Origin of the sequence: Croceitalea vernalis (assembly GCF_031846405.1) — a bacterium.
GTDB classification, from domain to species: domain Bacteria; phylum Bacteroidota; class Bacteroidia; order Flavobacteriales; family Flavobacteriaceae; genus Croceitalea; species Croceitalea vernalis.
This window is the reverse complement of sequence record NZ_JAVRHU010000003.1, coordinates 170,139-185,462: the sequence shown is the minus strand read 5'-3', so window position 1 is coordinate 185,462 and position 15,324 is coordinate 170,139. Positions and strand designations below refer to the sequence as shown.

The following is a 15,324-nucleotide window of genomic DNA, read 5'->3' as shown; positions in this document are numbered from 1 at the left end:
TCGTACAAAGCTCAGTTAATATCTTGAAAACAAGGTTAACCAAACTTTAGCAATTTGTTATAATTGCTTTGTTTTCTTACAGTTATAACGAGCTTTAAACATGTTTATTGTAACAGTTTCATATTAAATAAACGTTAATCTTGAAGTGTAAATACGCGTTTCAATAAGTCGGTTGATCTTGATGAAACTTTATTCCTTATTTCTTTTTCTTCTATCGAAATCATGGTGTAAACACCTTCCAAAGCTTCTTGCGTAACATATTCTGTTAAATCCGGGTTTACATCATTTGTAAGAGGAAGTGTATTGTATTTAGTAATTAAATTAGACCATATCTGATCGGCACCTACTTTTTTAAATGATTGTTCTATTATAGGATTAAATTTCGCGTATAGTTTAGAATTCGTTTGTTGTTCAAGATAGGTAGTTGCAGCATTGTCTGCACCCAATAGAATATTTTTAGCATCTGTAAAACTCATGTTTTTCACTGCATCTACAAAGATTGGTGTGGCTTCTCTAACCGCATCTTCCGCAGCATTATTAAGAACTTTAAGCCCTTCATCGGCTAGTTTACCTAGACCAATATCGCGCAAAGTTTTATCTACCTTACTAAGCTCTTCCGGAAGAAGTATTTTAACGAGTTCGTTTTTAAAAAAACCATCTTGAGCACTTAATTTACTGACCTGCTTCTCTATTCCAAAATTTAAAGCTTCTTTTAGCCCACTTGCAATTTCTCCATTACCAAGTGCACCAGCTTGAGGTAATTGGTTAACGACTTGTTGCAACTCATTACAGCCAAATAGTTGAAACGCAGCTAAGCATAATAGGATTTTCTTTTTCATTTGTTAAATTTTAAATTAGAGTAATTACAAGCAATCATCTTAATTAAGTAAAAATGACCGTCTTATTGTTATAAACCATAGTCTTGCGTTGTAAGTGGAGTTTAACCGCTCTTGATAACACAATTTTCTCAAGATCTCTTCCTTTCAAAATAAAGTCTTTTATGTGATGTGTATGTGATACTGCAGTGACATCTTGCTCAATAATTGGACCAGCATCTAATTTTTCGGTAACATAGTGACTCGTAGCTCCAATAATTTTAACTCCTCGTTCATAGGCCGCGTGATAAGGTTTAGCTCCTGCAAATGCAGGTAAAAACGAATGGTGGATGTTAATTATTTTGTTGGGATAAATTGAAATTAATTTTTCACTAACAATTTGCATGTATCGAGCAAGAACAATAAAATCAATATTTTCTTGCTTCAAGAGTTTGAGTTGTTGTTCTTCTGCTTCCGATTTTGTTGTTTTTGTTACAGGAATATAATGAAAAGGTATGTTGAATTGATTGGCAATGGATTTAAGGTCATTATGGTTACTAATTATAAATGGAATTGTTACCTCCAATTCTCCTGAATTATATCTGCTCAATAAGTCGTAAAGACAATGATTATATTTCGAAACAAATATTGCCATTTTGGGTTTTACTCCGGCTTCATGTATGCTCCATTTCATTTTATAGGGTTGGGCTAAATCCTCTTCAAATTCCTTTTTGAATTTAGTTAAAACTTCTATTTTTTCGAAGACACATTCTAATCGCATAAAGAAAACACCCGTTTGCTGGTCAACGTGTTGGTCTAAATAAATGATGTTACCTAATTTTTTGTGTAAAAAACCAGTAACAGCACTTATAATACCAGAGCTATCAGCACAATGAATTAATATGGTAAGTTTCACAAGTTCTATTTAGGGAATAAAATTATACTATTCTAAAAAATGAAACCCGAAATGACTACTCTTTTATAAAATTATAAGTAAACATGTATTTTCTTTGCATTTATCGTAAATTGCAATACAAAATTTGATCTTTTTTTATCAATGGAGCAAGTAAAGCCATATATCCCAAAGAATAAAATACGAATAGTTACAGCTGCGTCTTTATTTGATGGTCATGATGCTGCAATTAATATAATGCGTCGTATCATTCAATCAACAGGTGTTGAGGTAATTCATCTAGGTCATGATCGCAGTGTTTTAGAAGTAGTTGATTGCGCTATACAAGAAGATGCTAATGCCATTGCAATGACTTCTTATCAAGGTGGCCATAATGAGTATTTTAAGTATATGCATGACTTATTAGAAGAAAAAGGCGCTGGGCATATCAAAATTTTTGGAGGGGGTGGAGGTGTAATTCTACCAAGGGAGATTAAAACATTAATGGATTATGGAATTACTAGAATTTACTCACCAGATGATGGAAGAGAAATGGGGCTCCAAGGAATGATAAATGATTTAGTAAAAACAAGTGATACTGCTGTTCCGAAACTCAGAAATTCTGATGACAAATCCATAATTAGTTTATTAGTGGAAAAAGATGTCAATACCATTGCAAGATTAATTTCTTTAGCTGAAAATAGACATAATGAGTTTGAATCTCATTTTTCCAGCATTAAGATTGATAATAATATTCCTGTTTTAGGAATCACTGGGACTGGCGGTGCAGGCAAGTCGAGTTTAGTTGATGAGTTAATCAGAAGGTTTTTGTTTGATTTTCCAGAGAAACATATTGGTGTTATTTCCGTAGATCCATCTAAAAGAAAAACGGGTGGAGCACTATTAGGAGACCGTATTAGAATGAACGCAATAAACAATGAACGAGTTTATATGCGCTCATTGGCCACTAGACAATCTAATTTGGCCTTATCAAAACATGTGAACGAAGCGGTTCAAGTATTAAAAGCAGCCCAATATGATTTAATCATTTTAGAAACATCAGGAATTGGACAGTCGGATACAGAAATAATTGAACATAGTAATGCTTCTTTATATGTAATGACTCCAGAATTTGGTGCTGCAACCCAATTAGAAAAAATTGATATGCTAGATTTTGCTGATATGGTAGCTATCAACAAATTTGACAAAAGAGGTGCTTTAGACGCTATTAGAGATGTAAAAAAACAATACGTTCGAAATCATAATCTTTGGGAAGTAAGCCAAGAAGATTTGCCCATTTATGGTACAATAGCCTCACAGTTTAATGATCCAGGAATGAATCATTTATACCAAAAAGTCATACAAACTTTACGGAGCAAAACAGAGGCTCGTTTAGAATCAAAATACGCATTCAATGACGAAAACGAAGTCAAGAAGCAATTTGTTATTCCGCCATCGCGAACACGATATCTTTCCGAAATAGCCGAAATCAATAGATCGTACGATAACGATGCTCAAGAACAGGCAAAAATTGCTCAAAAATTATATGGTCTTTATATGACAATAGCATCAATAATAAATGATGATGAGTTGTTGAAGATTGATAAATCAGGAATTGCAAATGATGCGGTGAAGTCAAAAACCACCAATGAAAATAAGAGTCTGGTGACCGGTTTGTTAGAGGAGTTTGATAAATTAAAAATGGATTTAAATCCTTATAATTGGAACCTGATTTTGAATTGGAATGCTCAAATTCAAAAATATAAAGCCCCAATTTATTCATTTAAAGTTAGAAATAAAGAAATTCAAATTGAGACACATTCGACGTCCTTATCACATTCTCAAATTCCAAAAGTAGCACTACCTAAATTTAAAGCTTGGGGTGATCTGTTATTATGGATGTTACAGGAAAATGTTCCTGGTGAATTTCCTTATACTGCGGGTATTTATCCGTTTAAAAGAACTGGTGAAGACCCTACTAGAATGTTTGCTGGCGAGGGCGGTCCTGAAAGAACGAATAGAAGATTTCATTATGTAAGTTTTGGAATGGAAGCTAAGCGATTATCTACAGCTTTTGATTCCGTTACACTTTATGGTAATGATCCAGGAAAACGTCCTGATATTTATGGTAAGATTGGTAATGCCGGAGTATCTATCTGCTGTTTAGATGATGCTAAAAAGTTATATTCAGGCTTTGACTTGAGTTACGCAATGACATCAGTAAGTATGACCATTAACGGCCCAGCACCAATGCTTTTAGGGTTTTTTATGAATGCTGCAATTGACCAAAATTGCGAAAAATATATTCATAAAAACGGTCTGGTTGAAAAAGTGAAAGAAAAAATAAATACCATATTTAAAGAAAAAGAAGTTATTAGACCAAGTTACTATGGAGAATTACCTGAAGGTAATAACGGACTTGGACTTTTACTTCTTGGGGTTACAGGTGATCAAGTATTGCCAAAAGATGTCTATGAAACAATAAAGGCTGAAACATTAAGTCTAGTTAGGGGTACGGTTCAGGCTGATATTTTAAAAGAGGATCAAGCCCAAAATACTTGTATTTTTTCCACCGAGTTCGCTTTACGTTTAATGGGTGATGTGCAGTCTTATTTTATTAAGAACAAGGTTCGAAATTTTTATTCTGTTTCAATCTCAGGTTATCATATTGCTGAGGCTGGTGCTAATCCCATTTCACAATTAGCCTTTACTTTATCTAATGGTTTTACATATGTGGAGTATTATTTAAGTCGAGGAATGGATATTAATGATTTTGGACCTAACCTTTCTTTCTTTTTTTCAAATGGAATTGATCCCGAGTATGCTGTTATTGGAAGGGTTGCACGTAGAATATGGGCAAAATCAATGAAGGAAAAATATGGGGCAGGTCCACGTGCTCAAATGCTGAAATATCATATTCAAACATCAGGTCGTAGTCTACATGCGCAAGAGATAGACTTTAATGATATTAGAACAACGCTACAAGCCTTATATGCTATTTATGATAATTGTAACTCATTACATACTAATGCTTATGATGAAGCAATTACTACCCCTACTGAAGAATCAGTGCGCAGAGCTATGGCTATTCAGCTCATCATTAATAAAGAATTAGGTCTTACGAAAAATGAAAACCCTCTTCAGGGATCTTTTATAATTGAGGAGTTAACTGACTTAGTTGAAGAAGCTGTTTTAATTGAGTTTGATAGAATTACAGAACGTGGAGGAGTATTGGGTGCTATGGAAACCATGTATCAACGTTCAAAAATTCAAGAAGAAAGTTTGTATTATGAAACTTTGAAACATTCTGGAGATTTTCCTATAATAGGCGTAAATACGTTTTTAAGCTCAAAAGGCTCTCCAACAGTACTCCCCTCAGAAGTAATTAGGGCAACTATTGGAGAAAAAGAAAATCAAATAACTACACTTGAGAATTTACATAAAGGAAATATAAAAGAGTCAAAAAAACTTTTAAGTGAATTAAAACAAGTAGCAATTGATAACCAGAATATTTTTGAAGAATTAATGGAAGTAACTAAGTATTGCTCCCTAGGTGAAATAACTAATGCTTTATTCCAAGTTGGTGGTCAATATCGTCGCAATATGTAATTGCTATTTGAATGAAAACCTAGATTGTTATTTAATTATCATCACTAGTTTGCAATGATTTTCTCCACTGCTTAAAATGAGAACGAAAAATTTGAATTTCTCTTCGAAGTAGATGAACATATTCTTTTTCTTTGACACCATCCTTTTCAAGTCCATTGCAATAAGAAAGTATGTTCCGGGTCATTATATTAATAAAAATTAGATTTTTATTACGAACAACACCAGATTTTGAAACAGTAACCTCTTTTATATTTGAAGAGATCAATGAAGCATCTACAAACAACGCCTTTGCAATTTCTGTTCTCAAACCTTCTGATTTACTATTTGAAAAGAAATTAGAGTCATGAGAAAAATAGTAGGCAATTGCAGTAGTTAAATCTTTTAAAACCAAAGATTTTTGATATACCTGAAGGGTGTTAAAACTACTATTTTTCATCTTTTATTTAAGAAATTCTTTACATAAAGGTACATCTCAAAAAAATAAATTAACTTTACTTTATCGCTATAGAAAACATAAATACTTTAAATATTAAATAAATATTATCAAATTGCTTTGAATATTAAGGTTGATGAATTAAGCTTGAAAATTCTACATTGTTTGCAACGCAATGCGAGAACTTCATTTGTTGAAATAGGAAAGGAAGTTGGTCTTACTTCTCCGGCGGTTGCAGATAGAGTGAAGAAGATGGAAGATGTTGGGGTTATTAAAAACTATCGTGCACAAGTATCTCATATTCATTTGGGTTACCAATTAAAGGCAATGATTACGGTTCGTGCATTTGTTGGGAAGCTTAAACCATTTTTAGAAATCATTAAAACTTTTGATGAGGTTTTAAACTGTTATAGGATAACTGGAAATGAAAATATAATAATGGAGGTTGTATTAAAAGACCAATTTCATCTAGAAAAGTTTATAGATAAATTAATAACTTACGGGGAAACTAGAACACATATTATACTTTCTGATGTGATTTCAAATGCAGCGATTAGTAAACAAAAATAATCTTGTTTTGTGTATGTTTTTTTTGGCTAGATTTTTGATGTAATTAAGATATGATAAAAAAATACTTGCCTTTTTTCATCTTCTTTATTTTAGTTCAGCTTTCCAATTCGCAAGAGTTAAGACTTCAAAAAGGATTAATAATGGATTCTATTGCAGTAAAGGATTCTGTTAATCACACTTTTGCGCTTTATTTGCCGGAAAGATTTGAAATGAAGGGCAGTTGGCCAGTTCTTTTTGTTTTTGACATGAATGGAAAGTCAAAACAAAGTATGGCCATGTTTAAAAATGCTGCGGAGGCTAATGGGTATATCTTGGCTTCTCCAAACATGGTTAATGATAGTTTGACGGTATCACAAAATATTTTAAATGCTGATATGGTGATACGGCAAGTAAAATCATTATTTCCTGTTAATAATAATAGGATATATACTGCAGGCTATTCGAGCGGAGCTCGTTTTGCAAATTTGGCACCTATCGTTATCAAGGATATTAAGGGAGTTTTATCAATTGGTGCATCGTTGGTAAATACGGAATTATTGTTGACTAAAAATCCTTTCCATTTCGTTGCAATTTCTGGCACTGAAGATTTTAATTATACTTCTCTTATTGAAGATGAGAAGGTTTTAAATAGATTGAAGTTTCCGAATAATTTGCTCTTTTTTGACGGGGGTACTGAGTGGCCAAACCCTACTTATATTGAAAAAGCACTGTCCTTATTTGATCTTTCCGCCATGGCTAAGGGAAATATTCCGAAGGATAGTTTATTTATAGCACAAAATTATAAGAAGGAATTAAAGGATATCGAGGTGCTGCAAAGCACAAAAAATCTTTTGCTTACTGAACGATTAATAAAAGAAACTATCACTAGTTATAGAACCTTGATACCTATTGATTCTTTAAAAAACGTTCAAAAAAGTTTAAAGAAAGATAAGTTATACAGGAGTTTAAATAGAATTCAAAATGCCGTACTTTTCAAAGAGAATTTACTGCGAGAAGACTTTGCATATTATTTGGAGGAAGATATACTAACGTATAATTATAATAATTTGGGATGGTGGAATTATCAGATGACCCAAATTAATGGATTTATTTCTGGTGATAGTAAGCTTGAACAACAAATGGGCAAGCGTTTGTTAGGTTATGTTAATGCGCTGGTGGAAGATAATATTGACTTAGTTCAAGCAGAGCCAATTGCTGATGATGAGGCGCTAATTTTATTACTGATGCTAAAAACAATTACCGAACCGGATCAAATTGATAATTATATTAAAGTGATTTCAATTGCTTCAAAGAATAGCGATTATGGAACGGCACTTTATTATTTAGAAGAATTGCTTAAAAAAGGATTTAAAAATAAGAATCAACTTTACAATATTGAACACACCACCTTATTTAAGATAACGCCCGAATTCAATAAATTGATTGAAAAATATTTGAACAATGCCCGTTACGAAATCAAGGACGAATAAACCGTGGTATCTCTTCTAAATCCCAGTCAATTACTAATCCACCGGCTAAAGATTCCGCAATGTCTTTCCCATATAAATACTCGCTAAGATACAGCGCGGCTTCAAAACTTTTCGCACCACCTGCCGAAGTAATATATTTTCCATCGTGCACAAAAAGCACACTGTCTTTAACTTCAAGTTTAGGGAACATTTTTTTGTAGGTTTCAAGATCACTAGGGAATGTCGTTGAAGCAACATTGTTTAATAATCCAGCTTTTGCCAAAACGAAAGCACCATCACAATGTGAAGTCATAAATAGGGCTTTTTTATCTACTTGCTTTATGAATTTTAACATCTCCATATCTTCTAAATCTGAATCCAAATGATGCTCTGCACTTGGCACAACCAAGATGTCAATTTTAGGAATTGAATCTTTAGTATAGTCAAAATCTGGAATTATTCGTATGCCTTCAAATGAAGTGATAGGATTTAAGGTGTTAGCTACTGTAAAAGTATTCATTGCCTTAATACCTTCTCGGTACTGGGTGTGCTGAAAAATATCAAACGGCGCGGTAAATTCGGTGTTGTATACACCGTCCATTATTAAAAATGCTACATTGTACCTATCTTTTTTAATTTGAGGTACATATCTGGCTTCTTCTCTTTTTTTTGTTTGACATGATATGAAAAGTAGCGAAATGACGAGAATGAGGTATTTGTTTTTCATTTTGAATTAAAAGTAAGTTTTGCAAAGTACAATAGCTGGTTTAAGAATAAAACACATTCGTCGTATTTTTACTTCATGAAGCAAATAACAATGATACTTTTTTTAGTTTTTATTTCTTGTAAACAAGGGAAAAAATATCATGAGACTTCCGATAATCAAATGGTTTTTATTTCTAATTCAATTACTGAAATATTGGAACATAGGAAAAAGATAAATGAAGATTTTCAGAACCCTGAAATTTCACCTTTGCCCGATAGATATCGTAAAGACTTTGATGCATTAGACTTCTTTGAGCCAGACACCAATTATATAGTGTTAGCACATTTTAAAAGAACACCAGATGCATTACCTTTTATGATGAGTACAACTACTGATGAAATTAATGAAGAAGTAGTTTATGCTGTTGTCAGTTTTGAATTGAATGGAAAAACACACCAATTAGAGGTGTATCAAAACTCAGAATTAAAAACCCAAGAAAAATATAAGGACTATCTTTTTTTACCTTTTTTGGATAATACTAATGGAGAAGAAACCTATGGTGGAGGACGTTATATCGATTTAAAAATTCCTGAGGGTGATAGTATTTTAATTGACTTTAATAAGGCTTATAATCCGTATTGTGTTTATAATAAAAAATACTCCTGCCCTCTAGTGCCAAGGCAAAATCATTTGAAAACTAGAGTTTTGGCAGGAGTAAAAGATTTTATAAAAAAATAAAATCCCCCAACAATCTTGCTAGGGGATTTTGTCAATTATGAATATTTTGAATTAATCAAAAGAGTAGATTGCTGCTAAAGTAAAGGATGAAAGAGAGTTACTTGGGTCAGTAGCACTGCCAAAAGGCTCAACATCATTACCCCAGCTATCTAAACGAATTTCTGGTTTAATAATTAAGTTACCAGTAGTATAACTGCCAGTTAATGTCGCTGCAAGTACTGGTGTGTCGTCAAAACCATCTTGAGTAAAGGCAACATATTCTCCTCTTAGACCAAGAGCAAAACTATCTGAAGTTGTTATTTGAGGGTAAAGCGCTACACCATAGAACCCGCTATCTGTTTCTGAGTTTTTGTTGTATGCCGCATTAATTCCGAAGAAAAATTCGTCAGAAACATCAAAACCACCAGTATAATCTATTTCAAATCCTAAACCATCATTTTCTCCGCTATCATAGTAAAGGTTAAGGTATTGGCCATAAAAACCTAATTGAGCTCCTAAAGAAACTTCTCCGGTTCCGGTTACATCATTAGTATCCCATGGGTTCATTACAGCTAACATTAAACTTACATCATCAGATAATGTAAAATCTGCTTTTAATCCCATATGAGAAAAAGGACCATTAGAGAATAAATGTGATACACTATAGTTAAAGTTAGCTTGTGGAGCAATAACCTCATAACCTAAAAATGTATTAAATCTACCAATAGTTAAGGTAGTTCCTTCTGATACGTTCCAATATGCGTATGCTTGGTTGATTATACCATTTAATACATCGTTATTAAAAGTAGCTTCAGTACCTCTTGGGCCAAAAACTAAATCAACAACCACACCGGTATTTCCTGTTTCATAGCTCCCAACTATGTTCGCCATACCAAGAGCAAAACCAGTCTGGTTAGCAAAAGAGGTAAATGAATTTGCTTCATCCACTCCAGCCTCGCCAAAGGTGGTTCTGTAGTAAGTGTCCACGCTACCTGCTAATGATAAACTTGGTTTTGACTCTTCATCTTGAGCAAAAGCAACGGTTGATACAAGAGCAAAACCTGCTAAAAATATATTTTTTATGTAATTTGTATTAATAATCATTTTCATAATGTTAAGAATTAATTACCCCTACAAAAAGAGGTGTTTTTGATAAATTAAATGTGTAAAAGTGAAAAGGTTATTTACGGAGCGTTCTGCAAAACGCTCCGTTTTTTATTTAATGTTGATTCATTCTAAAATCAGCATAGGCATCCATGCCATGTTCGTGTATGTCTAGACCTTCGATTTCTTCTTTTTCAGAAACTCTTAATCCAACAACTTTCTTGATAGTGAATAGGATGATAAATGCCGTGAGTGTACAGAATGTAGCTGCTGCTCCAACTCCAGCAAGTTGAATCAAGAACTGATCCATACTTGCCATAGATCCGAACAAACCAACTGCTAAAGTTCCCCAAATACCACAAATTAAGTGAACGGCTACAGCGCCTACAGGGTCATCTAATTTTAGTTTGTCGATTAGTGCAATACCGAATACCACAATAACTCCTCCTAGTAATCCAATAATTACTGCCTCATTTGGTGACATTAAATCAGCACCAGCAGTAATACTAACTAGACCACCTAAAATACCATTTAAGAACATGGTTAAGTCATAATTTTTGTACTTTATTAAAGAAGTGATAAATGCAGCTACACCGCCGGCTGCAGCAGCTAAGCATGTAGTTACTAGTACTAATGAAGTTAATTCAGGATCAGCGGATAATACTGATCCACCGTTAAATCCAAACCATCCTAACCAAAGGATAAGAACCCCTGCAGCTGCTAAAGGTAAGTTATGGCCTGGTATAGCTTTGGCTTTTCCATCCTCCCCAAATTTTCCTTTTCTAGCTCCTAATAAGAAAATTGCTATTAAAGCAGCCCATCCACCTACAGAGTGAACTAAAGTTGAGCCCGCAAAATCATAAAATCCAAGACCGTCTAACCAGCCTCCACCCCATTTCCATGCACCAACAATTGGATAAACCAATCCTACATAGATAATAGTGAAAACCATAAATCCACCTAATTTTACTCTTTCAGCTACTGCACCAGATACAATGGTTGCAGCTGTTGCTGCGAACATTCCTTGAAAAAGAAAGTCTGTCCACCAAGTGTAACCTCCATCTGCATAAGCAGCTGTCATTCCGCCTTCTGGAGCTGCAATACCAAAACCTGCGAATTTAAAAATACCCATATCTCCATCTTCGAATCCTGGGTACATAAGGTTAAAACCACCGATGTAGTATAACAATAGACCTACACAAATGATAAATACGTTTTTGAATAAAATGTTTACTGTGTTCTTTTGTCTTGTCAATCCTATTTCTAAGAAAGAAAATCCTAGGTGCATGAAGAATACCAATGCGGTACACACCATCATCCATACGTTATTTGCTGTAAATAATCCTGCTTCCATAATATAATTTAAAAAGTTGGTTAGTTTAATTAATTGATTCCGGCGTGTCCGCTCTCACCAGTTCGTATTCTGTAGGCTTCTGAGATTTCAGAAACAAATACTTTACCATCACCTACATTACCGGTTGATGCCGTTTTGATTAGGGTATCCACTGTTTTTTCTAGAAACTCATCAGATACTACTATAACTAGGTATCTTCTTTGGATATCTGTTGTACTGTAAGTAATACCGCGATATACATGACCTTGTTTTTCATTTCCAACTCCAGTTACGTCCCAATAACTAAAGAAGTTGACCTCAATTCCATGAAGTGCTTTTTTCACTTCATCGAACTTTGATTTTCGAATAATTGCCTCGACTTTTTTCATAATTGATTTTGTTAGTTAAAGAGCCAAATATATGTTAAATGAATTATGACCTATTAGAAAAACGGGTGTGAAGTGTCATTTTTATCATATAAAAAGAAAAACCCCTATTTTTTTAGGGGTATATTAATTTAATGTTATGATAATTAAAAAATCTTAGAATAATGGGTTTTGAGATTTTTAGAAATTCTGATAATTTTTAACAATAACTAGGTTCAATTGTTTTAATTCTAACAATTTTAAAAATCAAAAAAATTATAGAAGAGTTTAAAGAAGTCGTGCTACCCAAATACCAATAGTAATGGCAATTATTCCGATGACTATACTTGATAAGGTATAAATTGAAAAATGGAATAGTGCGCCACTTTTTAAAAGTGAATGTTTTTCAAAAGCAAAAGTTGAAAATGTTGTGAAACCACCGCAAAACCCTGTAGCTAACAGGAGTAGTTGATTCTCATTTAATAATTGGCCCTTAACGGATAAGGTTAATAAAAAACCAATTAAAAGACAGCCGATTATGTTTACGGCAAATGTGCCTAGATAAAAGTGCTCAAAAAACGAATTAAAGTATTTTGATACGACATACCTCAAAGTACTGCCAATCCCTCCACCAATAAAAACTAAAAGAGCTTGTTTCATTTGCTCAAATTTAGGTTTTAAATGGTTTAATTAGAAAAAATATAAAAATAATAATAGAGTGTATTGACGCTAAGGGAAGTATTAGCGACAAATTTAATTAAACTGCCTTTTTATATTTGGTCTCAGAATATTCTGTAGGAAAAAGTTTAGCAATAGGTGTTTCAGAAGTCTTCATGAGCGGTTTCTTAAACCTGTCTAAAATCCCTTTAGAGCTCAGGATTAAAAAGAGAATATTCATAGCTAATAGAGAAAAGAAAATGAAGAAAAATGAAATCATCGTACTAAATTATTAACACTGTAAAAGTACGTCTTTTCTTATATAATTGACTTTTTAACCGAATAATGTTGTCAAACGTTTGATTTTTGTTGCGTAAGCAAAATATCTGTTAATTTTTAAGGAAGTGTTTAATTAAAAACAAGATAATTATGAAAATCGTAAAGGAAATTAAGACCCATTTCACTCCTTCGTAGTTTTTTAAATGGAGTTTGTTGTCTTTCTTATACATAAAAACAATAACTAAAGTGAAAACTAGTATAAAAAGTCCGGCAAAAATTAATTGTCCTGTAGAGAACATAGTTTTTCTATTTTTACGCAAAGCTAATGCAAAACATAATCAATGAAAAGTAAAATTCGAGCAGTAAAAGAGTTTCATGAAGCTTTTGGTCTTGGAATATTAGATAATCCTAAGGCTAATTTGGGAAAATCAAAAAATGAACTTCGTTTTAATTTGATGGATGAAGAGAATCGAGAGTATTTGGAAGCAGCTGGTGAAGGCGATTTAATTGAAGTTGCTGATGCACTAGGTGATATGCTTTATATTTTATGTGGTACTATTCTTGAACATGGAATGCAACATAAAATAGAAGAAGTTTTTAATGAAATCCAAAGAAGTAATATGAGTAAGTTAGGTGCCGATGGTAAACCTATTTATCGAGAAGATGGTAAGGTACTTAAAGGGCCAAATTATTTTAAACCAAATATTGCCAAAATATTAGAAAATTAAAAAAGCGCCAAATTTGGCGCTTTTTTTATACTTTATATCTCCAACCAAATTTATCTTCGGCGCGATTGTATTGAATATCAGTTATTCGTTTTTTTAACAGCGATGCAAAATTATCTTGTAGTTCTGGCAGGTCATAATCAACACCTTTGTGACCAAAAGTAGAAATCGGTGAAACTACTGCAGCGGTTCCCGCACCAAACATTTCTTTAAGTGCTCCAGATTTAGCTGCCCTGACAACTTCAGTTACAGTAATCTTACGAACTTCGGTCTGTATGCCCTCATCTTCTGCTATTTCCAAAATACTTTTTCTTGTAATACCATCTAATATACGATCACTGGTCGGACCAGTTATTAATGTGTCGTTAATTCGAATAAAAATATTCATCGCGCCAGCCTCTTCGATATATTCATGCGTATTATCATCAGTCCATATGACTTGATTATATCCTTTTTTAACGGCTAATTGTGTAGGGTAGAATTGCCCAGCGTAGTTACCACCAGCTTTTGCATAGCCAACGCCACCATTAGCTGATCTTGAATATTTTTCTTCTATCAATACTTTTACTTTTCCTGAAAAATAGGCTCCGGATGGAGCACAACAAATGATGAATTTATATTCATCGGCCGGAGAAGCATGAAATCCGTTACCAGAAGCTAAAATGAAAGGTCTAATGTATAAAGAACTACCAGGGTTTGAAGGTATCCAATCTTTTTCTAAACGAAGAAGTGTTGTTAGTCCTTCCATGAAAATTTCTTCAGGAATTTCTGGTATAGCAAGGCGTCTGGCTGAAATATTAAGCCTTTTGTGATTATTCTTTGGTCTAAAAAGCCATGTTGCTCCCGAACTATCTTTATAAGCCTTCATTCCTTCGAAAATGGACTGGCCATAATGAAATATTTTTGCCGCTGGATCCAAGGTAATAGGTTGGTAAGGCATAATCTCTGGAGTTTCCCACGCTCCGTTTTTATAATCGCAGACCAACATATGGTCCGAATAAACACTGCCAAAAGCTAGGTTGTCAAAATCAACCTCATTGATTTTAGTTGTTTTCGATTTTTCAATCTTAATATTTTTTAACTGAGCTTCCATAGTAATACCTTTGAAAAAAATAAAATTAGCTAATTCTAATAAGTTTTTTTCCTTTTATTAACTTTAAATACTAGTAAAACTCATAACACCACAAACTTTTTTTAGATATGAAAACTTTTAACATTTTGATTGTGATATTCTTAATGATTATAGCTCAATTTTCTCAAGCCCAAGATGATATTTCAACAGGCCAATTTGGTTCGTCTTTTGATAAAGTAAAGAGTAGTGAGGAAAATTGGAAAGTTTATGAGGGTTTAAAAGTTGCTGATACCACTTTAATCCAATTGAGTGGCAAAATAACTGAAGTCTGTCAGGCTAAGGGATGTTGGATGAAAGTTGATTTATCCAATGGGCAAGAGGTTTTTGTGAAATTTAAGGATTATGGCTTTTTTGTGCCTTTAGACTCTTCTGATAAAACTGTAGTAATGAATGGAAAAGCATTTATCGAAGAAATGTCTGTTGAAGAACAAAAGCACTACGCCGAAGATGAAGGTGTTGCCAAAGAAGAGATTGCAAAAATTACTCAAGTAAAAAAAACGCTTCGTTATGAAGCGGATGGTGTTTTAATAAATCAATAA

Annotated in this window: 16 protein-coding genes; 6 read left to right on the top strand and 10 right to left on the bottom strand. The window is 33.3% G+C overall.

Translation table 11 applies throughout. The features are described 5' to 3' along the window. Positions 1-134: 134 nt before the first annotated feature. Both RM520_RS11265 and purU read right to left on the bottom strand, forming a co-directional pair. Complete coding sequence (locus RM520_RS11265; RefSeq protein WP_311388076.1) at positions 135-839, bottom strand: DUF4197 domain-containing protein; 705 nt, start codon at positions 837-839, stop codon at positions 135-137. Positions 840-882: 43 nt separating this feature from the next. Next, on the bottom strand, positions 883-1,731 hold the full coding sequence (purU, locus tag RM520_RS11260) for a formyltetrahydrofolate deformylase (RefSeq protein WP_311388075.1): 849 nt from the start codon (positions 1,729-1,731) through the stop codon (positions 883-885). A gap of 141 nt (positions 1,732-1,872) precedes the next feature. Between purU and RM520_RS11255 the strand changes: the two genes are divergently transcribed. Then, a complete protein-coding gene (locus tag RM520_RS11255; RefSeq protein ID WP_311388074.1) occupies positions 1,873-5,316 on the top strand; it encodes a methylmalonyl-CoA mutase family protein in 3,444 nt (1,147 codons plus the stop codon). A gap of 31 nt (positions 5,317-5,347) precedes the next feature. Here RM520_RS11255 and RM520_RS11250 read toward each other — a convergent pair whose 3' ends face one another. Beyond that, a complete protein-coding gene (locus tag RM520_RS11250) occupies positions 5,348-5,752 on the bottom strand; it encodes a hypothetical protein (protein WP_311385800.1) in 405 nt (134 codons plus the stop codon). A gap of 117 nt (positions 5,753-5,869) precedes the next feature. Here RM520_RS11250 and RM520_RS11245 point away from each other — a divergent pair, with 117 nt between their 5' ends. Both RM520_RS11245 and RM520_RS11240 read left to right on the top strand, forming a co-directional pair. Beyond that, positions 5,870-6,319 (top strand): Lrp/AsnC family transcriptional regulator, encoded by a 450-nt coding sequence (locus RM520_RS11245; protein ID WP_311385799.1) that lies wholly within the window; start codon positions 5,870-5,872, stop codon positions 6,317-6,319. Positions 6,320-6,369: 50 nt separating this feature from the next. Beyond that, positions 6,370-7,788, top strand: coding sequence for an alpha/beta hydrolase family protein (locus RM520_RS11240; RefSeq protein ID WP_311388073.1), 1,419 nt, complete (start codon positions 6,370-6,372; stop codon positions 7,786-7,788). Here the strand turns inward: RM520_RS11240 and RM520_RS11235 are convergent. After that, a complete protein-coding gene (locus RM520_RS11235) occupies positions 7,775-8,494 on the bottom strand; it encodes a DJ-1/PfpI family protein (RefSeq protein ID WP_311388072.1) in 720 nt (239 codons plus the stop codon). The two genes, RM520_RS11240 and RM520_RS11235, sit on opposite strands and share 14 nt — an antisense overlap. A 75-nt stretch (positions 8,495-8,569) precedes the next feature. Between RM520_RS11235 and RM520_RS11230 the strand changes: the two genes are divergently transcribed. Continuing rightward, on the top strand, positions 8,570-9,211 hold the full coding sequence (locus RM520_RS11230; protein WP_311388071.1) for a DUF1684 domain-containing protein: 642 nt from the start codon (positions 8,570-8,572) through the stop codon (positions 9,209-9,211). A 51-nt stretch (positions 9,212-9,262) separates the two neighbouring features. Here the strand turns inward: RM520_RS11230 and RM520_RS11225 are convergent, their stop codons facing one another. The 5 genes from RM520_RS11225 to RM520_RS11205 all read right to left on the bottom strand — a co-directional run bounded on the left by RM520_RS11225 (position 9,263) and on the right by RM520_RS11205 (position 12,929). Then, entirely contained in the window at positions 9,263-10,300 is a 1,038-nt protein-coding gene (locus RM520_RS11225) for an outer membrane beta-barrel protein (RefSeq protein WP_311385795.1), read from the bottom strand. Positions 10,301-10,409: 109 nt separating this feature from the next. Further along, positions 10,410-11,648, bottom strand: coding sequence for an ammonium transporter (locus RM520_RS11220; protein WP_311388070.1), 1,239 nt, complete (start codon positions 11,646-11,648; stop codon positions 10,410-10,412). 29 nt (positions 11,649-11,677) lie between these two features. Beyond that, positions 11,678-12,016, bottom strand: a complete 339-nt coding sequence (locus RM520_RS11215) for a P-II family nitrogen regulator (protein WP_311385793.1) — start codon at positions 12,014-12,016, stop codon at positions 11,678-11,680. A 264-nt stretch (positions 12,017-12,280) separates the two neighbouring features. Next, positions 12,281-12,652 (bottom strand): fluoride efflux transporter CrcB, encoded by a 372-nt coding sequence (gene crcB, locus RM520_RS11210; protein WP_311388069.1) that lies wholly within the window; start codon positions 12,650-12,652, stop codon positions 12,281-12,283. Between the two features lie 97 nt (positions 12,653-12,749). Beyond that, positions 12,750-12,929 (bottom strand): hypothetical protein, encoded by a 180-nt coding sequence (locus tag RM520_RS11205; protein WP_311388068.1) that lies wholly within the window; start codon positions 12,927-12,929, stop codon positions 12,750-12,752. Positions 12,930-13,269: 340 nt separating this feature from the next. Here RM520_RS11205 and RM520_RS11200 point away from each other — a divergent pair, with 340 nt between their 5' ends. Beyond that, complete coding sequence (locus tag RM520_RS11200) at positions 13,270-13,656, top strand: nucleoside triphosphate pyrophosphohydrolase family protein (protein WP_311385791.1); 387 nt, start codon at positions 13,270-13,272, stop codon at positions 13,654-13,656. 25 nt (positions 13,657-13,681) lie between these two features. Here the strand turns inward: RM520_RS11200 and RM520_RS11195 are convergent, their stop codons facing one another. Further along, a complete protein-coding gene (locus RM520_RS11195) occupies positions 13,682-14,746 on the bottom strand; it encodes a branched-chain amino acid aminotransferase (protein WP_311388067.1) in 1,065 nt (354 codons plus the stop codon). 107 nt (positions 14,747-14,853) lie between these two features. Between RM520_RS11195 and RM520_RS11190 the strand changes: the two genes are divergently transcribed. Then, positions 14,854-15,324 (top strand): DUF4920 domain-containing protein, encoded by a 471-nt coding sequence (locus RM520_RS11190; protein ID WP_311388066.1) that lies wholly within the window; start codon positions 14,854-14,856, stop codon positions 15,322-15,324.